The sequence below is a fragment of the Streptacidiphilus melanogenes genome, from assembly GCF_000787835.1.
GTDB lineage: Bacteria > Actinomycetota > Actinomycetes > Streptomycetales > Streptomycetaceae > Streptacidiphilus > Streptacidiphilus melanogenes.
This window is the reverse complement of sequence record NZ_BBPP01000007.1, coordinates 148,819-170,577: the sequence shown is the minus strand read 5'-3', so window position 1 is coordinate 170,577 and position 21,759 is coordinate 148,819. Positions and strand designations below refer to the sequence as shown.

At 67.8% G+C, this 21,759-nt stretch carries 16 protein-coding genes; 2 read left to right on the top strand and 14 right to left on the bottom strand.

What is annotated here, in order from left to right; translation table 11 throughout:
• Positions 1–37: 37 nt before the first annotated feature.
• The 6 genes from TR49_RS10580 to TR49_RS10560 all read right to left on the bottom strand — a co-directional run bounded on the left by TR49_RS10580 (position 38) and on the right by TR49_RS10560 (position 4,987).
• Entirely contained in the window at positions 38–292 is a 255-nt protein-coding gene (locus TR49_RS10580) for a hypothetical protein (RefSeq protein ID WP_042379964.1), read from the bottom strand.
• 450 nt (positions 293–742) lie between these two features.
• Complete coding sequence (locus TR49_RS10575) at positions 743–1,612, bottom strand: hypothetical protein (protein ID WP_042379961.1); 870 nt, start codon at positions 1,610–1,612, stop codon at positions 743–745.
• Positions 1,613–1,918: 306 nt separating this feature from the next.
• Positions 1,919–2,131 (bottom strand): hypothetical protein, encoded by a 213-nt coding sequence (locus TR49_RS42635; protein WP_152627179.1) that lies wholly within the window; start codon positions 2,129–2,131, stop codon positions 1,919–1,921.
• 278 nt (positions 2,132–2,409) lie between these two features.
• The gene (locus TR49_RS10570; protein WP_052434170.1) at positions 2,410–2,724 is read right to left on the bottom strand and encodes a hypothetical protein; all 315 of its coding nucleotides are present in this window, start codon (positions 2,722–2,724) and stop codon (positions 2,410–2,412) included.
• 88 nt (positions 2,725–2,812) lie between these two features.
• Complete coding sequence (locus tag TR49_RS10565) at positions 2,813–4,255, bottom strand: DNA cytosine methyltransferase (protein WP_042379959.1); 1,443 nt, start codon at positions 4,253–4,255, stop codon at positions 2,813–2,815.
• A 102-nt stretch (positions 4,256–4,357) separates the two neighbouring features.
• The gene (locus TR49_RS10560; RefSeq protein WP_042380201.1) at positions 4,358–4,987 is read right to left on the bottom strand and encodes a hypothetical protein; all 630 of its coding nucleotides are present in this window, start codon (positions 4,985–4,987) and stop codon (positions 4,358–4,360) included.
• A gap of 653 nt (positions 4,988–5,640) precedes the next feature.
• Here TR49_RS10560 and TR49_RS10555 point away from each other — a divergent pair.
• Entirely contained in the window at positions 5,641–6,486 is an 846-nt protein-coding gene (locus tag TR49_RS10555) for a hypothetical protein (RefSeq protein WP_042379958.1), read from the top strand.
• 495 nt (positions 6,487–6,981) lie between these two features.
• Here TR49_RS10555 and TR49_RS10550 read toward each other — a convergent pair whose 3' ends face one another.
• Positions 6,982–7,602 (bottom strand): hypothetical protein, encoded by a 621-nt coding sequence (locus TR49_RS10550; protein ID WP_042379956.1) that lies wholly within the window; start codon positions 7,600–7,602, stop codon positions 6,982–6,984.
• A 230-nt stretch (positions 7,603–7,832) separates the two neighbouring features.
• Between TR49_RS10550 and TR49_RS43685 the strand changes: the two genes are divergently transcribed.
• Complete coding sequence (locus tag TR49_RS43685) at positions 7,833–8,141, top strand: hypothetical protein (protein WP_160311568.1); 309 nt, start codon at positions 7,833–7,835, stop codon at positions 8,139–8,141.
• Positions 8,142–9,221: 1,080 nt separating this feature from the next.
• Here TR49_RS43685 and TR49_RS10540 read toward each other — a convergent pair.
• The 7 genes from TR49_RS10540 to TR49_RS10510 all read right to left on the bottom strand — a co-directional run bounded on the left by TR49_RS10540 (position 9,222) and on the right by TR49_RS10510 (position 21,746).
• Entirely contained in the window at positions 9,222–10,064 is an 843-nt protein-coding gene (locus TR49_RS10540; RefSeq protein WP_236653311.1) for a DUF429 domain-containing protein, read from the bottom strand.
• A gap of 137 nt (positions 10,065–10,201) precedes the next feature.
• Entirely contained in the window at positions 10,202–10,510 is a 309-nt protein-coding gene (locus tag TR49_RS45435; protein WP_236653310.1) for a hypothetical protein, read from the bottom strand.
• 307 nt (positions 10,511–10,817) lie between these two features.
• Positions 10,818–11,507, bottom strand: a complete 690-nt coding sequence (locus TR49_RS39815) for an 8-oxoguanine DNA glycosylase OGG fold protein (protein ID WP_052434169.1) — start codon at positions 11,505–11,507, stop codon at positions 10,818–10,820.
• 54 nt (positions 11,508–11,561) lie between these two features.
• A complete protein-coding gene (locus TR49_RS10525) occupies positions 11,562–12,710 on the bottom strand; it encodes an McrC family protein (RefSeq protein ID WP_369405304.1) in 1,149 nt (382 codons plus the stop codon).
• Between the two features lie 98 nt (positions 12,711–12,808).
• Positions 12,809–14,716, bottom strand: a complete 1,908-nt coding sequence (locus TR49_RS10520; RefSeq protein ID WP_084724771.1) for an AAA family ATPase — start codon at positions 14,714–14,716, stop codon at positions 12,809–12,811.
• An 83-nt stretch (positions 14,717–14,799) separates the two neighbouring features.
• A complete protein-coding gene (locus TR49_RS10515; protein WP_042379946.1) occupies positions 14,800–18,834 on the bottom strand; it encodes an Eco57I restriction-modification methylase domain-containing protein in 4,035 nt (1,344 codons plus the stop codon).
• A complete protein-coding gene (locus tag TR49_RS10510) occupies positions 18,834–21,746 on the bottom strand; it encodes a DEAD/DEAH box helicase (protein ID WP_042379943.1) in 2,913 nt (970 codons plus the stop codon). Before TR49_RS10510 ends, TR49_RS10515 begins: the two co-directional genes overlap by 1 nt.
• Between the last annotated feature and the right edge of the window lie 13 nt (positions 21,747–21,759).

Genomic DNA, 21,759 nt, shown 5'->3' with positions numbered 1-21,759 from the left:
GCAGTCAGCTGCGGCGCGAGTCGGGTTGGCGTGCTGGTCAGAGCCGGATCGCGGGGTCGCTCGTGCGGTCGACGCCGTTGGCGTCCTCGACCTGCACGTGGATGCCGTGGGGCGACATGACGCCGCAGGCGAATGCGCCGTTCCCGTTGGTGTCCCGACCGTCGGTCCCGCAGATCTCCGCGCAGGCGGCCTGCTCGCGCTCGACGCAGGCGTCCGCGTCGGCGGCGTTGTCGAACTCGCCGAGCATGTCGGCGACCTCGTTCCAGACGATGAAGTTGAGTGCCTCGGCCACAGTCCCCTCCTGGGGTGTTGATGGTGGAGTTTCGGGGGCTTGCCCTACCCCCTTTCGACATAGGTAAATCTATCGAATCTGGGGAGGGGTGTCAACGGAGAACCCAGTCCCACCTGCACCGATACGCCGAGCCTGCGAAGCGGACGTGCCCCCTGCTGTCGTCCTCCCGCCTACGGTCCGCACTGCGCGCACGGGCGCACGCTATGGCAGGCCCGGAGGCTGATCGCCCCCGGCCCCCTCCCGGCAAAGGAGAGCTTGGAGGGCCGGCGGGCGGAACGCTGGGGAGGAAGGCGGCTTTGTTCGCCGCGAAGCAAGAAGAAAGGCGCCCGACGACCTAGCGTGCAGACCCCGACGGCATTCCATGATCGATTGCCGGGAAGGGCCACCCACCCCACAACAGGACCACACCACCCGCCCACCGCAGGCCGTGGATCTTTCGCCGCCCAGCCGTCACCTCGCGGCCGCGGTCAAGAGCCGCGTCACCTCGGTGCGGTCGAAGTAGTCGGCGCTCCCGACGCTGAGGACGCTCCTGGGGGCGCCCTTGCGTCGCAGGAGGGTCTTGACCCTGTCGGTTCGCTGGCGGGGGGTGAGCTGGGCCGCGTCGGGCAGCATGGCGGCGATGGCACTGCGCGCGATCAGGCCCGCCTTCGACATGACGACGTCCTCGGCCTGGGCCAGGTAGCGAGCGGCGACGGCGGGCGTCACGTCCAAGCTGCGGGCGAGCGCTTCGGCGGAAAGGGACTGCCGTGCCGCGACGGCATGCTCCAGGATCGCGACGACTTCGCCCACTCTTCCCGCGGGAGCGCTGGGGGTGGCCTGCTTGCCTCGCTCCGCGTATCCGGGTCGCTCCTCGTCGTACCAGAGGAACCAGGCGGCAACGGCTTCGGCTGACCGCTTGCGGTCGGCCTCCGCCGGCGGGAACGGGTGCTCGGCGTGCGCCTCGTACGCTTTCGCGAGGTTGCTCACCGCTCCTGGCGTGACACCGCGGAGTCGGGCGATGTCGGTCCAGCGCCACCGGTCGCCGGGAGCGTGCGGCATGCGCGTCGGCTCGGCCGACAGTCGCGGACCCGACGGAGCACTCCCGTCCTTGCCTTGCTCGAACAGCTTCCCCTTGATCCAGGTAGCGGCCGGGTCGCGGGCGTAGAGCAGGACGCCGCGCGGGCCGATCTGGATCTGGTCCTCGGTGAACGGCTCGCTGCCGAGCCAGAGCTTGAGGGTCTTCTCGGAGATGCCCGCCAGGTGCCTGAGGTCCGTGCGGGAGACCCAGTCTCCAGTGAGTGCCCCGAGTCGCTGCTCGAACTGCGCTTTGGTCGTCGTCATGGTGGGTCCATCCTGTCGCATTGTGGGCCGTACACTGTGGGCACCCCTTGCAGAAGAGCGGGGCTTCGGCCCAGTTGTTCGGTAGGTGATGGAGAACGGGGTCGGCGGTTTGCCCGAGTCAGCGGGCCTTCGGCGGCGCTGGCACGAACCCTGTGTTCGTATCGTCGGCCCCACCCAGTCTTCGGGGGCGGCGCGGCTGATTGCCGCGCCGCCCCCACTTCTCCCCAGGCGGCGAGCCGCACCGGCGGCGGTTCGCGGTCCCGTCGCCACAATGGAGCCGGATGGCCATCCTGCAAGTGCAGGCCGTTACTGCCCACCGCTTCCCGTGGGCGCCGGGGCCAGCAGGCCCAGCATGGTGGCGAGCGCCTCGATGTCGGCGTCGGCATCGCTCGCGAGGGGCGCGGGATGCGGCCGGTCGCTCGGCGCGACGAGGCGCAGCCGCCTGGTGAGGGCGATCGCCTGCGCCACCCAGCGGTCGAATCCGGGATCGCCGTGCGGCGTCTGTACATAGTGGGCCATGAAGTCCCCTTCGGTCGGGGCGGCTTGGAGCGCAGCCCGCAGTCCGCCCGCGTGGCAGTGGAGGCCCTGGTGCGGGGCTTGCCCTGCCGCGCACCAGGTGGGGTCCGGAGGGTTCACCACACCCCCCAATGACATAGGTAAATCTATCGATCATAGGGAAGGGCGTCAACGCTGTTCGGCGGTGTCGGCGGCTCCTCGACAGCCCGAGCAGTCGCCTCGGCGGCATCGCGCCAGAGTTGGACGGTTCCTGACGCCGACGGGGTGGTCGCCGGGATCGGCTAGTTGGACGGAAGGTGGCTGCGGACCGCGCTCAACAGCGGGTCGAGGCTGCCCGCATGCTCCGCATCGGGGCCGGAATCGGTGGAGTCGTAGATGACTTCGGCGCTGTCGGCCTGACGGTCGTGCAGGTCGGCGGTCCAGGCGCGCGGCGGGTGCGGTTCGCTCGGCTCCTGCGGGGGCGAGATGACGATCTCGCGGCCGTCGGGCAGGGCGACGGTGACGATGTAGTCGCTCAGCCCCCAGTCGACGACGGGCTGAGCGCCGACGACGCGCAGGGCCTGAGTCAGGGCAGGGTAGGGGTTGTAGGTGGGCATGGCGCCTTCCTTCGGTGATTGTCGGACGTGCTGGGCCTCAGGCTGGGCCGGGCCCGTCAGGGTGACGGACCCGACCCGGCGCGAGGCGTTAGAGGACCGCACTCAGGGCATTGCCGAGCCACTGGGCGACGTTGCACGACACGGCGTTGCCCGCCTGCATCGTCTTCTCCTCCTGGGTGTCGCCCATGACGATGTAGTCCGCGGGGAAGCGCTGGGCGCTCATCTGCTCGCGCCACTGGATCATGCGGAAGTAGCAGTCATCGACGTCGGCGGCGGTGAGCAGGAGTCCTGCAGAGTCGCGGGTGGACATCGTGTGAATGGGCTGTTCGACGGGCTTCGGGATGCAACCCTTGCGGTAGGGAATGACCAGCCCATGGTGATTGCCCTTCGCGTTGATGCCGGTCAGCGGCCTGTCCACGCCCGCCGCGCCACCGTGGTTGCGGTAGGTGATCACAAAGGGCGGCGCAGCCAGGTCTGCCCTCGACAGGGCGCGGTCGTAGTAGCTGGTGGGGACGAGTAGCCCTTCGCCGATCTTCGTGGCGCGCGTCGGCAGCGGAGCCTGGTCGGCGCGGAAGGCGCGGCCGTCGTGCCCGGAGTGGTTGAGGGTGATCAGCGACGGGTCAGCCGGGTACAGTTCCAGGCCCTTGCGGATGCGGGCCATGGTGCTGGGCACCAGCGGACGCTTGCGGTCGCCGATCCGGGTGCCCAGGTTGGTCCAGTCGATGATGGCGGCTGCCGGTCGGGTGTACGGCTCGACGATCACGGGCCTGTCGTGGTTCGGGCAGGCGTAGTCGTACTGCTGGCCGTACTTGCCGATCCGGGTCTCGGTGTGCTCGGGGCGCCACGCCTGGACGGAGTACACGTCCTCGTCGCACTCGTGGCAGTGGGCCAGGGGGCGAGGGGCGACGTCCGGCAGTCGGATGCCCTCCTTCGTGAAGACGATGTAGAGGCGGTCGCGCCACTGCGGTGCAGCCAGGTTCGTGTCATCGCCAACGTGCGCCGAACTGACCGAGACGATCTGGTAGTTGTAGCCGAGCCGGGCCGCCATGGCGAGCCACAGGTCGAACAGCTTCCAGTCGAGCGCGAACTCGACGACGTTCTCCACCAGCACTGCCTTGTAGTCGTGGAGTTCCATCGCGCGGATCACGTCGAAGGCGGTGACCCGGGTGCGCTCGAACGCTGCATCCGGGATCGACTCCAACTCTTCCTTGAGCTGGCGGATCTCCTCCTCGGTGAGGTGCCGCATCTGCTCGACGGTGAGCTTCCGCTTGCGCTTCGCGCGGGCTCGGCCACCGGCGGGCGAGATCTCGGTGCAGATCGGGCTTGCCCACAGAACGTCGGTCTTCGGGATGCGGCGTAGGTCGTAGGTCGACACGTTTTCGCAGGCGTGCTCGGCGTCCGGGTGGTTCGCCATGTGGGTCTCGATGGCGGTCCACCAGTGGTTCATAGCGAGAATGAGCTTCCAACCGGCGTGAACCAGGCCGGTGGAAGCGCCGCCTGCGCCACAGAAGAGGTCCGTAAAGGTGATCAAGGCGAATCCTCGGAGTCGGTGAGCCGGTAGAGAAGGGCCGGACCCGGTTGCCCTCCGGGTCCGGCCGTCGCACTGCGCGAAGGCAGCGGAACCAGGGCGCGCTCAGCGCGCTGTGCTGATGTACTCCGCGAGGTACTCGGCCAGCAGCGTCGGCGAGGCGTTACGCCACGTCGTCTCCGCGCGGCCGTCCGGGATCGTGTCGTAGACGACGGCGATGAAGTGGCCCGGCGCGTGGTGCTCCACGTGCCAGCCATCAACCTCCTGGGACCGTGCGGGCAGCACCTCCGGCGCGCCGATCAGGAGGTGGGTAGCGGGCCGCAGCCCCATGGCCTGGTACCAGCGCCGGGGGACCTCTACCCGGATCTGGTAGCCCCCGCCGTCAGCGGCGATGACCTCGGCCTTCAGGCCGTGGAGAGCGAGCGTGTCAATGACGAGCTGGTACTGCGGGCCGACCTCCTCAAGGGAGAAGGCCCGCCGATGGACGAAGGCGACCAGGGGCGGGAGCTCGTCCGGCCAGTCCAGGTATCCCCGCGCGCCGGTCGCCGTGTCCAGGAAGGTGCGCACCTCCCACAGCAGTTGGGGGTGCGGGGTGCGGATCGCGCTCGGCTTGATGACCAGGCGGTCCCGACTGCTGGGCAGCACGATGACCAGGCGGCCGGCGCCGTCGAGGCTGGCGTCGAGATAGGGCCGCAACTCGGCCGCCAGGGTGGATAGAGGCACAACGATGCTCATGCAGAGGTTCCCCTCAGAGTGTGGTGGTGGAGTTTCGGGGGCTTGCCCTGCCCCCTTTCGACATAGGTAAATCTATCGAATATGGGGAGGGGTGTCAACGGAGAACCCAGTCCCACCTGCGCCGATACGCCGAGTCCGCGAAGCGGACGCGCCCCCTGCGGCGCTCTTCCCGCCTACGGACCGCACTGCGCGCACGGGCGCACGCCCCGGCAGGCCTGGAGGCTGATCGCCCCGGCCCCCTCCCGGCAAAGGAGAGCTTGGAGGGCCGGCGGGCGGAACGCTGGGGAGGAAGGCGGCTTTGTTCGCCGCGAAGCAAGAAGAAAGGCGCCCGACGACCTAGCGTGCAGACCGACGGCATTCCATGATCGATTGCCGGGAAGGGGCAACCCTCACCCAGCCGCCAATGGCCACGGCCCTGAGGAGCCGGGGCCAGAGGTAGCCGCCTGCCGCTGAGCGCGCTCCCGAAGGACCTGGTCTGCCCCGTGCCGCACGCGGGGCGCCCATTGCGGGTCGGGTTCCGCTAGTACGACACCCCTTCCGCGCAGTTCGGGGGCCTCGCCGCAACCGCTCGCCCGCAATACACCGACCTGGCTCGTCGGCACACACACCGAAAATCCCAAACGCCAGGCGGCGGGCCGGTCCATCCTTAGCCAATGAACAGCACGCCGCCGACCGACTGGTCGCCAGCAGACGCCCCGTACGCCATCGCCGTCTCTGAGTCGCAGTGGTGGAAGAACATGGTGCTACTGACCGCTCAGCGGATGAAGGAACCGACGCGGCTCGGCTTCTTCAGTTCGCAGCAGATGGACGCACGCTTCCTTGTCCACGCCCTCCGGCAGCTCATGACAGCCGTGGCGCTGGAACGGTGGGCCCTCGCGGACCTCTCCATGGACCCGGGCGTCATCGAGGCTCTGGACAAGGCGGAGCAGCGCTTCGAGACAAGCCTCCCTGGCATCAAGCACGTCCGGGATGGCCTGCAACACTTCGATGAGTGGTCACGGGGCATGGGGAAGTTCGGGCCTCAGAAGAAGGCACGAGACAAGGGACAGCTCCCGCGCGACATTGCTCGTGAATTCTGGGGCTTCGGCTATGACCCAGCGGCTGAGACCGTGAGGTTCGGCCCATACACAATCTCCGTACCAGCAGCGCGTGACGCCGCGCGTGAACTATGCCAGGCGATCTACACGGCCGCGCGTGCTGTGGATGCCCGCACCGCGATGGAGACGCGCACTGCGACGGTCGCGGCGCTCACCACAGCACAGATCCCTTACGGAGCGCCGGGCGGGCCCATACTCGTCTCCCCTGGCAACGACAACAGGGTGTGGGTGTCGATCCGACTCATGGAGGAGAACAAGCCCGAGCGGCCCGTGCTGGCGGCCAAGGTGGTCGCCACGCTGAGTGCGGCCGGCTTGCGCCTCTCCTCCTCTACCTTCCCGGAGGCGACAGACTTCGCCGAGCGCCTGGCGCACGGCGAAGCGCTGCTAGTGACCCGCGCCTGAGTCGGCCTCATAGGCACCACAGGTGCACATGTATTTCAGGCTCTCGTTCTCGATCACCGCGTCTTCAGCGACCACTCGGAGTGTCACCGTCTCCCAGTCGTCCGGCTCCGCCAGGCGCGCGAGTGAATCCGTCAAGCTGGTGGCGGACACTCTGTCGGAAGCCTCTACCCATTCGCCGGGCTCCGGGGCCGAGAGACGACCAGCTGCCGCGATGGCGTGGCGAAGCCAAGCTGCTGTACTCAGTGGGCAGCCTGCGAGGTGGAAGACCAAGGCGAAGCCTCCGGTGTCCTTCAGTCAGATCAAGCCCAGGGTGGGAGGAGGCCGATCAGTGCGCGGGAACGCGTTGCAGACCGGCGCGCAGGATCAGCCATTTGGCTGACTGGGATAAGGCCCCGACCGACCCCACGGGGGAGGGGTTGGACCGGGACTGCGCGGGCTGCTGCGGCCACGGGATGACTGGGAATCATGCCGTTCGGGCACGAGGCTCCCCTCCCCTCACGGCCCGTTGGTCCATCGAGCCAGAGTCGCGTCGTCAGGCCAGGCAGGCAGGGTCTCCCTCGAAGGCTCGCGGCGACGAAGTTCCCTGACTCCACGAATCCGCGCGGCTGCCTCAGCGAGAGCATCCTCTGGCGACCAGATGTGGAATCCCCCGAACTGCTCCGCGATCACAGCGTTCTTGTTCCGCAGCTTCTTCTCACGGGTGATGAAGGCGTTGCCCCCGTAGCGCACGGCCGTGGAGACGTGCATGGCGTCACGAACGTGGTTATCCCGTACAGCTGCTGGGCCCGCGGTGCCTGGGAAGAGGATGGCGAAGACGCGGTCGAAGCGCTCCTTGTCCTCCTCACTGGCGACGACGGAGGAGTCGAGTCGAGAGTGACCGACGATGGCCGGGCCGTACGACTCCGGGTACTGGGCGCTCAGTCCGGTGAGCGCGGCCCACTTCTCGGGCGGTGCGTCCGCGAGTTCTGTGTCCATCGCGTCCGTGACGCTGAGGCTGACCCATCCCTCCTCCCCCAGCCGCCGCAGCTCCGTCGCGGCGTCGTCCGTCGCGTCGATGATGTGCGTGTCCACGTAGAGGTGGAGCGCGGTGATGTTGTGCAGAGCAGGCACGGGCATGGAAGTCAAGATAGCCCCCGTCGAGGCCCCGGCAGTCCCAATTTTCGGGGCAGTCGGGGCCGACAGGCGTATTCGGGCTACATCGCGAACAGCGGCCAACCGCTGTTGCTCGCACGAGAGTCCCGGCCCAGTCGCCCGGTGCTGCCGACCAGGGCGACGGCGTTGGCCCAGACCCGCTCGATGTACCCCTGCAGTCGAGCGTGGCCCGAGCGGGCAGAAATCGTCCGAGCGTGCCGACCTCCCTCGTGGTCGGGGTGCAGCAGCATCCGAGCAAAGGAGTCGACGCTGCCGCCGGCCCGAGCGACGTGGCACGCGATGGCGGCGGTGATCCGGTGACCGTGCTCAGCAGCTCCCTGCCGATGGTCTCGCAGGGCGACCGTGCCGTCCCTTGCAGACCGGCTGTAGGCGCCGACGGCATACCGGCCGGTGAGGTCGCCCAGCAAGATCAGGTCTGTGTCGGCGACGGTTTCGTTTCACCCGTCGACGACAGTCTGCAGCAGCACTGGGAAACCTGGTGGATGCCGAAAGGTTCTGGGTGACTGCCTCTGGCTGCCTCTGGCTGCCTCGCGGAGAGCGCAGAATCGTGCTCTCGGGAGTGCCGAGAGGGGGTCGGATATGGCATTCTGGGGCTGTCTCGCAAAGACGAGGACGCCAACACCGAGGCCCGTCAAAACCGCGGGTGGTGTCCGGAACCGACCTCCAATCGGTGCCAGCGAAGCCTCCAGGACTCCACTCCTGGGGGCATTCGTATGTCCGGCACTGCTCGGAGGCAGGCAAGCGCTCACAGCATCAGCCGAGACCTACGGCCCTTTCGGGGCCAGCAATCTGGGGGCCAAGCAGGGTGACTGCCTCTGATTGCCTCTGATGACTGCCATCTCCGCAGGTCATAACCGGTTTGCCACCCCATCGGTGCAGGTCAGAAAGGTGGGGCGGAAGAACCCGGCGTGCATGGCCGACTCGTCCGCCGCCATGCAACGTCGCAGGTCAGGCGGCTGCCTGAGCACGCAGGGAACACCTCGGGGCCAATTCGGGGCCAGCAAGCCGTCCCGTAGCCGATCAAGCATCGCCTCACTACTCCGAGACCCCGCTGGACGCGCGAGCGAACGAGGTGCTCGACGATCTTGGATCACCGCAGGTCAAAGAGCCGTCGCTCCCATTCGCGCACTTGCGCCTGGGGAGAGTTGAAGAGCACGCGGACGAAGTGGACTGAACTGACGGAACAACGTCTTACTTATTGGTCCGGCGTCGCCAACATCCGTGCACGTTGGACCCCTACTCGCACAATCGAACCAATCGGCTTATCCACAGGGTCATCCACAAGCCGTGCATAACGATCTTGCCGCTGAGACCGGGGCGATAGTCCCAGGCGCAGCACCAGCGCGCTGCGCCGACGCGGTGGGCGGCGTTCCCTGCGCGGTCCTTCTACCGCATCTGGGCCTGTCCGAGACGGATCGAGGCGCGACCAGTGGTGATCCGCCGATGGGCCCGGTTGAGCCCGCAGGACGTGTCGATCAGACTCTCCCCCGCTCCTGCGTGCGCCGCCACGCAGCTCCTCGCCGTAGGCCAGGGCTCTCGCATGGCCGCGTAAGAGTGCCCAGATGGGCGGGCACCGATGCAGCTCAGGCGCCTGTCCCGTGCCGCACTGCAGAGAGCGGAAGATCGCGTACGGGTAGGTGCATCCAGCCCTCCGCCGCGGCCACAGTGTGCTCGTGCTCGGTCGCGGGCGGGTGGGTCATTCCGCAGGCTGCGGCGCGGGCAACGACTGCTGATATCAGAGCGTCCAGATCGTGGTCGCTGCGAATGCACCGGTCACGCACGTCGTCAGTGAGGCTGAGACGCAGTCCTTGTGTCAGGCCGGCGAGGATCTCTGCTCGCGCGGCGAACGCGGTGGGCTTGGGACCCTTGTAACTGTCCTTGCTCGCGAGTCCCCATTGGATCAGGGCGAACGCGGGGTAGACCTCGGCGACCGGGCCGGAGCCGTCTCGGGGAATGGCGGGGCCCGCGTCGGCGAGGCGTTCCAGGAGGTGCACCGCTCGGATGGCGACGACGCCGAGCTTGTCGGCTGCGACCGAGAGAGGGCGCTGCTTCCCCGCACCGGTGCGCTTCCACGCCACGTCGTCGGTCAGGCGATGAGTGAACCTGTTCAGCCCGTCGCGCCCGCCATGGTCGGGCAGGTAGCGCGAGCGGGCGGGCGGCAGCTGGTCGGCGGCCTGGTGCGCGGTGAGCAGGGCCGTGAACGCGACCGGCCATCCGATCGGCGAATCCAGCCCAGTCTTGTCGGCGCTCCGCATCGCTGCCAGGAGGTCGTCGTCGCTCCTCGCTGCGAGCAGCTCGACGACTGGCTCGTCTGCCCAGGTGACGCGACAGACCCCCGTCGTTCCCGTGTCGCCCGCCAAGTCGATCCCCACCGTCACCATCGGCGCGTTCGCCGCTACGACGTTCGCGTGTTCACCCGCGGTCATGCCCCCCGCTCGCTTCCCTTGTCTTGATCCACGCCCAAGGGCTGTCCTGGACCGGCACGACGCGCCAACCCCAGGATCTCAGGCTGACGTAGACAGCCCCGCTGCTCGCTCACGCTCTCCGGGCAAGTCTGCACGCTTCACGATCGCGCATGCGCCGCAGGCTCCCATCGGTACTGCTCGGCCACCTCGCCGTAGGGGCGAAGTAGCGGGCGCAGCTCCGCCGTCACCAGTTCCGCGTCCGCCGGCGGGAGGGCAAGGGCGGTACGGCGCATCCACACACTCCAGGTCGCCGGGTCCGGGAAGACAGCGAGCTGCGGGACGAGGTCGCGCAACGCGACTCCCTCACGGAACGGGGCTAGGCCCTGGAAGTCCAGGCGGAAGCCCTCGGTGAAGGTCCGCTCGCCGAACCGGACCGGATCCGTGAGCACCTGTGCGGTGCTGGCCACGGCAGCCTGCCCGATCACCCGCCCAACGTCCCGAGTTGGATTCCCGAAACAGGCGCGGGTCGCATACAGGAGGACCTGGTCGCCAGGCTCCAGTCTGTGGGCCCGTTTCGAGCGCCCGGCAGGGAACGCCATGCGTTGCTCAGTCACGACCCAGCTGAGGGCGGCGCGGTTGCTGATGATCACCAGGTGCGTGGAGGCCATGGACGTCACGATAGCGACTTTGGGGCAGGTCGCAGAGGGTGTCGGCGTGAGGGTGGTGTTCCAGCCCAGCCGCTCGCCTCCGTGAAGCGGCAGGGCGAGCGCGCCTTCAGGCGCTGGCCCTGGGTGCCTGCTTGCCGTGGTGGAAGAGGGCCGCCTCGATCTGGTCCGGCTGGACAGATCGCTCGGTGGCAAGGCCGTGGAGAGCGCCGAGATACTCCCCGTACTGGGCCGTTGTCCAGCCGTTGTCAGGCCAGGCTGTGTGGACAAGGCCGAGGTTCTTGAGGGCTCCCGCGACGACGCTGTCCAAGATGAGCGGATGGTGTGGGCCAGGAATGCCCGCTTCTCCAGCGAAGTAGAGCACCTTGGTGAAGAAGGCCGGTCCCAGATGCGGGATCTTCTGTTCGTTGTTGAACGCCCAGTACGCCTCCGCCGCTCCCTTCTCCCGGAGTGTCGTGAGCGCGACGCCGAGTCGGGCGTCGATCTCTGCCGCGGCCGTGTGGGCGAAAATCTGACCGCGGCGGTGCACCGACTGCGCCTTTGTGCCTGTTCCCCATACCAGCGCGGCCACGAGAAGGTGTCGGTTGCCCTGGGCGGTCCCGGCGCGCCGGGCGATGGTGAACACGGTTCGCCGGTCGACTCGGGGCCATCGTCCGTGCTCCGGGCAGGCGTCCAGTTCGTCGGGCCACCATGTGGCGTCAGGCAGCAGGGGCATCCAGCGCTCCTTGTCGAACGGGATCGCCTGGCTCAGCACGGTGTCGAGATCCGGGACTGTGAAGTCCTGCGGAGGGATCGGCACTTGATCTCCTTGACTCGTGGATGAAGAGGGTGCGTTTGAGCGATGCCGCGTTCGTCAGGCATGCGACTGGTCCGGCGGCCGCCTCTGTTCGGGGCCGTGGTGGCTCCCGAGCACGGCGGCGATCCGGGAGACTTCGGCGAGGAGAAGCTCCGGGGGCTGGTCGAGATCAAGAACGTGCTGATGAATCCGGATGTTGGCATTTCGGATGTCATGCGCGGCGTGTGGGGCGTTGCCCTTCGCGTAGACGAGGTGGCCGGCCTGCAGGCCCAGCGTGGTGCAGTAGGCCAGGAGTTGATAGAGGTCGGCGTCGGGAAAGCCCTCCGGCCGCTCGGCCTTGTACTTGGCGTCCACGACGGCCAGTGGCCGCCCGCTCTCCTCATACCAGACGAAGTCCGGTTTCACCCGGATGGCAGAGGCTTGGTCGAGGTAGACGCCCCGGGCTTGAAGTTCGGTCCGGCCACCGCGATTGTGGAGGGCTTCGCGTAGTGCCGTACAGACGAAGTCCTCGAAGATCTTGTTCATGTCGAACAGGAAGCCGTCGATACGGAGGCTGCCTGATGCGTGCTCGGCGGAGGCATCGCGGAGGATGGCCCGCGCGAGGTGCAGGGCGGAGTGGTAGCGAGCGTTGAGGCGAGTTGGTTGCCACTCGGGCAGCGTGTGACCGCGGACCGGTGGGGTGACGTCGACGAGGCGTGCACGGTGGTGCAGCAGTCGGCTGCGGACCGGGCGCGGAATGCCTGGCAGGCCGAGCAGCCGCTCAGCGGCGGTGTGCAGGAGTTGGTTCTCTGGGATGTCGACGGTGTACTCGTCGTAGCTGATCTCGACGGGGAGCGTGAGGCCGTAGCGGCGGCCGAGCTGGTCCGCCTGCCGAATGCGTCCGCGCACGAGCAGGGAGGCCTCCTCGGTGGTGCGGTAGCCCTGGAGGACGCCTTGGCGCAGGGCGCGTTCGAGCTGGCGCTCGTAGGCATGCGCGAGTGCCGGGACAAGCCCTGCGTGTTCGGCGACTTCGACGGTCTCGTCGCGCCAACCCTTAGGGTTGAGCGCGTAGCCGAGGAGGAAGAAGAGTCGGGCGATGCGCACTTTCGGGGTGATGCGCAGTGTGATCGATGCTCCCCCGGGCACGGTGAATGTCGCCGCGCCCACGGTGCTGCCGGCCCTCAACTGCCACCAGCCCGGCTCGTAAGGATCTGGCGTGGCCTCCACGATCCGGGAGTCCGCGAGAGCGCGTCCGACCGCGTCCGGGAGGAGAAACGCCGTCGAGCGTGCGTGTTCACGCAGCTCGATCAGTGGGGGGCCAGGTGTCACGCGGCACCGTCGTCATCAGGATCCGCCTGGGGAGTCGGCGGGACCGCATCCGTGAAGGCGCCCGCGGCCAGTCCGGTGGTTCCGTCCGCAGCGGAATCCGCATTGGCGTTTGCAGTGGCCCGATGGAGGCCGCGGCGGAGAGCGGTGAGCCCGTAGCGGGCTTCGATGTCGACACCTTCTCCGTAGTGATGTTCCTCCAGCAGCGGAATGATCTTCGTGCGCCATGTGCGGGCCAGCCCGTCGGCGTCGCGGTAGACGCTCGCTTTCATCAGGTAGGACGGGCCGATGCGGAAGTCAGGGTCGGCGATGCGGCGGTTCAGCTCATCCAGTAGGTCGGCTGGTTCGCTGCCGTACTTCTTGTCTTCGAGCCAGCGTCGCAGCAGCCCGCTGGTCGGCTCCTCGCGCGGGGAAAGCTCGACGAACGCGAACCGGCGGCGCATCGCCGCGTCAACGAGGGCGATGGACCGGTCGGCGGTGTTCATCGTGCCGATGATGAAGACGTTGGGCGGGAGGGCGAAGTCCTCAGCAGAATAGGTCAGCCGGACGGACCGGTTGCGGTACTCCAGGAGGAAGTACAGCTCACCGAAGACCTTCGCCAGGTTGGCACGGTTCAGCTCGTCGATGATCAGGAAGTACGGCACGTGCCGATTGCCCTCCCGAGAGGCCAAGTCGGCGAGTTCCCGCAGCGGACCCGCGGTAAGCCGGAAGCCGACCTGCCCGCTCACGGCGTCCTCACGCGGTCGGAAGCCCTCGAAGAAGTCCTCGTATGCGTACGCCGGGTGGAACTGAACCAGCTTCACCTGCTCCGGTCCGCCACCGAGAAAGGCCGCGATCTCCTGCGCAAGGAACGTCTTGCCGGTACCAGGTGGTCCGTAGAAGACGATCTGTCGCTCGTCCCAGAGGAGGTCGCGGACCTCGCCAAGCCAGTTGAGGTTGTGGATCAGCAGCCGGTCGGCGAGCTCCTGGGTGGGCTGCGGAAGATCCAGCTCTCGCGTGGGGAGCGCTGGCAGCTCAACGCTGGGGTCCTCGACTGCCTCTGCCTTGACTTCCTCGATCTGTTCAGGGTTGAGGCCGAGGGCGTTGAGCAGGTCCAGCACTGCTGTCAGTTCGACGACATCGTGCTGCATGGAGAGCTTCTGCTGCACCTCCTCGGGCAGCTCGTCATACGGATATGCGATGTCCCGCCAGCGCACGGGCCGGCGGAGGTTGGACCGTCCGTCCGGAGAGGCTGCCTGAACGGCGTCGCCCACGACTTCGCCCAAGTAGAGGTTCCCGCTCGAAAGCGCGCACACCGTGTCGCCGATCCGCATGCGCGACAGGAACGTGTGCAATGCCTCGACCAGCTCTTGCTTCTGGTTGTAGCTGGTGGCCGCCCCGTAGTCCTCCTCGACCCAGTCACGCAGTGAGTTCTTGCTGGTCTCAACGGATGCGCCATTGCGCAGTCGGGATGCCTGGAGAGATACGAGCCCATCGGGCAGCCAGAGGCGCTGGACGAGGTCGAAGCCGGACACGTTCGACCCTCGAACCAGCCAAGCGCGGCCGCCAGCGACGGGGCGCGACGCCAGGTACTCCTTGTAGAGCCGGTCGTCCTCCGCCATGTATCCATCCAGATCGGACTGGTAGCGCCGAAGGACCTGCCGACCTTCCTCCGTCAGCGTCCAGTGGCCGTTGTTCTTGATCAGCCATCCGTACTTCACCGGACCAGAGGTCTGCCATCCGACGGTGCTCTCGTACCTGTTCCAGGTGTTCTTGCCATCGCGCGCCAATTCCTGGTCAGTTGGGGGCAGCAGCCGCTGGGTCTCCGCGATCGCCTCGACTGAACGCATGCCCTCTGGGCGGGACGCGAGCACGGTGAAGAGCCCGAGTACGAGCTCGGCGGCGCGTTGCTTCGTCACGGCTGCCATGGATACGGCTCCTGATCTTCTGCGTTAGATCATGTCGGGGGAGTAACTCCAGACCGGTCTTCGCCCTGGACTACTGGCAGTGCTCAGCTGACTCCAGCATCTGGATACCGCTCGCCCTGGCCTGGGGGCGGGGTCAGACTGCTGAATCCATCCGGGTCGGCGAGCCGGTTCTCCACGGTCGGCCCGGCGGCGGTCATGCGGTCGTACAGGTCAAGTACCAGCTCCTTGGTGCGGTAGGAGCCATGCTTGGCAACGTCCTTGCGCTTGACGATCGGGAAACTCTCCATGATGTAGTCCACGTCGTCGCGGGCAATGCCATAGAGGAGGAAGAACAGCGCGTCCAGCTCGGCACGGATGACCGTGCGGCGCTCCTCGTCCCAGTGGAAGGGACCGCTGGAGTCGCCGAGGTCTCGACCAAATGGCGTCATGTCATATGCGGTGTATGTGAGCTCAACGATTCGAGGAAGGATGAACCTCTGAAACGGGCGAAGACGTTCTGGCGTGAGGACCGGCAATTGCTGCCAAATAAAGAAGTTCATGGTGACGCCACCCATCTTCTGGCGGCTCGCGAAGTCGTGGACGATGGAGCTCTGGCAAGCTACTAGCGCGGCCGCAAGCCACGGCGGCTGACTAACGTACATGAGTGGAATCTTGTTACCCACACCGGACTTGGGGAACGCGAAGGAGATCGCAGTCCGTTCATCGGTGGCTCGACAGATATCACGCCAGCCAAGGAGCCAGTCGCGGTCCCAATGCTTGGAGGCCAGCTTGACGTCAACCTCGTGCTCTGCGACCCAGTAGCGCGGCGCAACGACGGTTGTCGGGTCCTCCTTCTCATGGAGGAAGAGGTCGCGCGTCGTGCCGTCGGGATTGTAGGTGGCCCAGCGGTGGTCGAAGTGATGAGCCATCTTCGCTTCGTAGAGCGGCAGCATGCGGGAGTTGCCGCGCCCGAAGACGTTCCCGACGAGGGACCAGCCGTCGCGTTCCAACTCCTCCCGGGTATGGAAGAGGTGCGAGTCACTGGTCATGTTGAACAAGCCCTGCGTGAACGACACGCCCCAGGGGTTACTGCCCCGAGGGTGCTGCTCATCGCGTTCCTGGATGAGAATCGGGACGCGGCGGTAAATGCCTAGGGTGATCTCGGCCTCGCGCCGGGCTCGGAAGATCGGGCAAGTGCCGGTGTTGGGGTTGAGGAGCGTGATCTCCTCGGGCGTGAGCGTGAAGCGCTTGTCGGGGGCGTCGAGCTCGGTGGGGTCTTGGAGGAAGAAAGCGAAGGTGGCAGACGGTTCGCGGGTGGCACGCCCGGCGAGGGACAGCAGGCTGAACTTCATACGCGAGTCGACGGCTGGGAATAGGCCGCTGCGGTTCTCGAAGTCGTAGAGCGCGACGAGTGAACCTTGATTGACAATGTCCTTGAAGAAGTGCTGCGTGGTGGCATCTGTGGCGATGCCGGTCGGCAGGATCATCCCGAAGCGACCCCTCGGATCGACCAGGCGCCGTCCCTGCTCCGCGAAGACGGGATCGGTCTTGATTCGCCCTCGCCCACACAACGGGTACATGTCGGAGTTGCTCGCAAAATGTCGCAGTCCATCGATCTGGCGCTTGGTCTGCTCGAACTCCTTGGCCAAGTCGGGGTTCATGATCGGGAGTTGATCGATGAGCTTCTTCCGCTTGGCACCAGCTGCTTCTGCGATCGCGGCATCGCGTGCGGCGAAGAACTCTTGTTCCTTGAGTTCAATGTGCTCCCATGGTGGATTGCCGCCGATGAAGCTGAAGCCGCCGCTCCACCCGGCGGGCTCGACTCCCTCCCCCGTCTGCGAGACGCGGAATACTTCGGGGAACTCCAGGTGCCAGTGAAAGAAATCGTACTGCTTGGCGAGACGGACAATCTCCGCGTTTGCCGCCGCCGTTGCGCCCGCCGCTGAGGGGTTCTGGATGGCGCGGAAGACGGCGTTGGTGGGGGCCTGTGGCGCGTCCGCACGCTTGGGCCAGACGAAGGCGGCGCACCATGCGTCCGCGACGTGCCGGGCATGCAGGTAGGCAGTGTCTTTTTCCCACTCGCGGTATGCCTCGGCCTGCTTGCGCACGTCTCGGAGGTCGTCGGCCTTTGCGGTCGAGATCTGGTGCAGGGATGTCGCGAAGACCAGGTTGGCGACCTTGACTTCCAGTTCGGTCTCGAAGAGCTGCTCCTGCCCGGGGGCCTGCTTGGCGTTGAGCTTCTTCAGCGCCGTCGCGTGCTTCTTGTCGTCGCCCTCGATGGGCTTGAACGCGTCGTCCGGGATGCCGTTCTGGAGCAGCCCGGGCGTGGTGCCGATGAGCGCGTTGCCACGCTTGATGTGGGCGTCGAGGAAGCCGAGTGCCTTTCCGGGCTCCAGCGCCTCCAACCAGAGCGACACCTTGGCGAGTTCGACTGCCATGGGGTTGAGGTCGACGCCGTAGATGCAGCGGGCGACGACGTCGCGTAGCGCGGCGCGGAGCGCGCCGACGGTGGGTTCGGGGTTCTGTTCTCGGACGGCGGCGACCTGCTTGGCGATGCGGCGCGCTGAGGCGACGAGGAAATGGCCGGATCCGCAGGCAGGGTCGCAGACGGTGAGGGACAGCAGCTCCTGAACGATCGCGTCGCGCGGGTCGGCCTGACTTGCTCGCGCGGCCTTGTCTTCGCCGCGCTTGACCGCGTCGTTGATGACCGGGTCGAGAGCTGAATCGAGCAAGCATTCAATCAGCGAGGTCGGGGTGTAGTAGGAGCCGGTGGTCTTGCGGGTGTTGCCGGCGAACTCGACGAGTTCGAAGCTGGGCACCGCGGCGTCGTGCTTGGGGACGAGTTCGAGGAGTGACTCGTAGACGGAGCCGAGTTCCTCCGCGCCGAGGTGCTGGTAGTCCACAGTGCGGTTCCGCTTCGCCTGCGTGTCGTAGACGATGGCGAGGGCCCGGATGGCGGTGAGCAGGTCCTCGTTGGCGAGGTTCAGGCCGTGCAGCAGCTTGTCGGCGTCCGCATCGTCGAAGATGCCGCCGAGGCCAGGCAGGCCCAGCTCGGGGCGGCCGTCTTCGGAACCCAGGCCCGTCAGAACAACGTTCAAGGCCTGATAGAGGTCACCGTGGGCGGTACCCCGGCGGCGTTCGGCGTGCCGACGCAGTCGCGCGGAGGAGAAGTAGTCGCGGTAGCGGCGCTGGGCGGTCTCGTCGGCGTCGGGATGCAGGAGGGCGCCGCGGTCCTCGGCGACGAAGAGGAACAAGAGTCGATAAACCAGTCGGAGCAGCGCGTAGTGAAGGGCCCGGACATCGACGGTCTCGCGCAACTCGGTGTTGGCGGGGTGGCGCAGGAAGCCGGTGCCGAGGGTGGTGATGGCGGTACGGACGCCTTCGCGGAGCTGGTCGAGCGCGCGGACACCGGACTCGATGGCCTCGGTGCGCCACTTCTCCAGCCGGCAGACGGACGCCGCAGCGCCCTCGGCTACTTCGAAGCGGGAGACATGCAACAGCCGGTAGAGCAGGACGAATTCGCTGAACAGCTCTCCGTCGAGGATGGCTTCGAGGTCGAACTCGACGTACGCGGCTCCGGTCATGGCGGTGGAGTCGCGGAGCAGGCGGAGTTGGCGGCCGTTGGACAGGAGTGCCCACAGGTGGGCGTCGGTGCGGTTGAGGCACTCCTGGACGAGGGACTGCGGCGGGACGGTGCCCGGGGCCGGGCGCTTGTCGAGGTCGGTGTTCCAGGCGGTGAGGTGGATGGGGACGTGCTGCCAGCGGTGGCTGATGGGGAAGGTCTTCGTGCCGTCATCACTGGGGATGCCGGTCGCGGTGCGGGTGAGGCGGCCGAAGCCGAGTTCGGCGAAGAGGGGTTCGAGCCACTGGGTCTGGCCCAGGCCGGTCGGGTCGGCGGGGGCTGCCGCGTCGGGGGCGTAGGGGAGCTTGGCGCGCAGGTCGCGCCAGATGCCCTTGAGGTAGTCCCAGTGGCGTTCGGCTTCGTCTTGGACGTTGCGGCTGCCGACGAGGTGGTAGTCGGCGGGGGTGGAGCCGGAGACGTCCTTGCCCTCGGAGATGCGCAGCAGCATGTCGGCGGGGAGCAGGGCGCCGATGGTGTGGACGGCGGTGAAGACCTGGTTCCTGGCGGTTGCGGACATCAGCGGGCTCCCCCTGCGGCGGCGGTGGTGGTGGTGGCGTTCGCAGGCGTGGTGGTGGCGGGCAGGTAGACGTAGACGCCGAGGATGTCGGCGGGCTTTTGGGCGATGACCTTCAGGCCGCGGCGCAGTTCCTGGGTCTGTTCGCGGACGCGCAGGTGCGAGTCGCGCAGTTCGGCGGCGAGCGCGTCGCCTTGGCGCTCCAGCTCCTCCACGAGGTCGGGCAGGCCGTCGAGGACGCGTTCGATGGTGGATTCGGCGAAGGCGGGGGCGGTGTTCTCGTCGGCGGTGAGGTCGAGGAGCGCGGTGGCCTGGTCGGGGGTGAGCCAGGTGGCGTCGGCGGGTGAGCCCTGGAGGGCGAGCAGGCGGGCGTCTTCGGCGACGAGCTGCTTGTCGCCGCTGCGGGAGGGCAGGGTGAGGTGGAAGCGGTAGCGGACCAGGAGCAGGGTGGTCCGGGTGGTGACCGCGTGGGTGCGGATGACGCCGCAGCGGCGGGCGGGGCGGTGAGGCTCCGGCAACTGGCGGTCGAGGGCCGCGTTGAGGACGTATCCGGCGAGTGCGCCGACAACGGGGTCGGTGCGGACGAGGGCCGCTTCGCCGCGGGCGATGGCCGGCGTGGTGCGGAAGGGGATGGGCCGGCCGCTCGTGATCGCGAGGCCGCCTACGTAGGGGGCGAAGGCGTCGCGCAGGCCTGCGGGGGTGCCGTCGACGGCGGCGGTGAAGTCGCCGTCGGTGGGGGTGCCGCCGCGCAGGTCGGCGCCGAGCGCGCGCAGCGAGTCGCGGACGAAGGTGCGGACCTCGCCGGTTGCGCCGAGCGCGGCACGGATTGAGGAGACTTCGCGGGCGACTTCCTCGGGGTGGATGGCCTGTTGGGCGAAGCGGGACCGGGAGGCGCGCTCGCGCTCGACGGTGGACTTCCAGTCGGCCTCCAGCGCCTCGGCGTGCCGGTCGATCGTCGCCTCGAACAGCGGGAGTTGCTCCAGCTGCTGGTCTCGCATGAGCAGCCACTCGATGATGGCGTCGGTGACGCCGCTGGCGGTCTCGTCGGGAACGGAAACGGAGATGCCGAGGTCCTTGCGGATCTGGCGGTGCTTCTTGATCAGCACCTCCAGGACCTTGCCGTCGATGCCGTTGTCGCTGCCGTAGAGGGTGATGACGCGGACTTCGTCGCGCTGCTGCCCGAACCGGTCCACGCGGCCTTCGCGCTGGTCGTGGCGGGTGGGGTTCCAGGCGAGGTCGTAGTGGACGACGGCGTCGAAGTGGTGCTGGAGGTTGACGCCTTCGGACAGGCAGTCGGTGGCGACCAGGACGCGGCGGGCGGCGGGGTCCTCGGAGGTGGCGTCGGCCAGCTCCTCGATGCGGGCGATGCGCTGCTGTGGGGAGATGCTGCCGGTGACGGCGCGGACGACGGTCTTGCGGCCGAGGGCGCCGCCCAGGTGATCGGCGACGTACTCGGCGGTGGGGATGTAGCGGCAGAAGACGATGGGGTTGTAGCCGTCGGCGAGCAGGGCCTTGAGGTGCTTGATGAGGGCGGCGAGCTTCTTGTCGTGCTCGGCGCCTTCCAACTGATCGGCTCGGTCGGCGAGTTCGGCGAGGCGGTGCTGTGCGGCACCGGCGTCGGCGCCGGGGGCGGCGTCGAGGCCTTCCAGGTTCTCGTCGTCGGCGAGGTCGTGGGTGAGCGGGCGGCCGAGCTCGTCGGCCTCTTCGGCGGTGGCGGCGACAGCGGAGGCGGAGCGGGTCCGCAGCGTTTGGGCGGCGGCGCGCGGGGAGGAGACGAGCGAGCGCAGCAGCGCGATCGCGGACCACCAGGCGATGCGGGCCTCGCGCTTGCCGACGCCGTTCGCGTCGGTGACGCGCTCTCCGGCGTAGGCGATGGCGTCGTCGAGCAGCGCGCGGTAGGCGGGGGTGAGGCGGTAGGTCTCGTCCTTGAAGAAGCGGTCGGACGGGAACTCGGTGTCCTGGTCGAGGAAACGGCGGATGTCGGCGCGGCGACGCTGGACGAAGTGCTTGGCCAGCTCGACGCGGCTGGCTTCCCGGTTCATGTCGGAGTGCGCCAGTTCCGGCTTGAGCAGGCCGAGGAGGTTGTGGAAGGCGTCCACCTTGCCCGAGTGCGGGGTGGCGGTGACCAGCAGCAGGTGCCGGTCGGTGTCCTCGGCGAGGCGGCGCAGCAGCTCGTAGCGCAGCTGGCTCTGCTTGCCCGCGGTGGTCGGGTCGGCCGCAACACAGGTGTGGGCCTCATCAACGATGACCAGGTCGGGGCAATGCCGCAGGAAGTCCTCGCGGTGACGGGCGGACTTGATGAAGTCGAGGGAGACGATGACGTTCGGATAGCGGTCGAACAGGGACTGGCCCAGGTTCAGGCCGCGCTCCAGGCGCGGCACGGTGGAGGAGAGCACGAGTTCGGCGTCGATGCCGAACTTGGTGCGCAGTTCGTCCTGCCACTGCTCGGCCAGCGCCGGGGAGCACAGCACGGCCAGCCCGGACGCCTCACCCTGGGCCAGGAGTTCGCTGGCGATCAGCGCTGCCTCCACGGTCTTGCCGATGCCGACGTCGTCGGCAATCAGCAGCCGCACGACGTCCTGGCGCAAGGCCATGAGCAGCGGGACGAGCTGGTAGGCGCGCGGTTCGACAGCGATGCCGGCGAGGGAGCGGAAGGGGCCGGCACCGGAGCGGAAGCCGATGCGCAGCGCGGCGCGCAGCAGTCCGGCGGCGCGCGCGTCACCGATGTCGTCGGGTTCGGGGCGGACGAACTGGGCGGCCTCGACGTGCTCGAAGGCGGGGAAGACGGCGGCGATGTCGTCGTCGGAGCCGCCGAGCGGGCGCAGCACCAGCATGTCGTCGGTGGTGTCGGGGAGCACCACCCACTCCCGGCCGCGCGTGGAGACCAGAGATCCGGGGGTGTACGTGATCGTCATCGGGCTTCTTTCC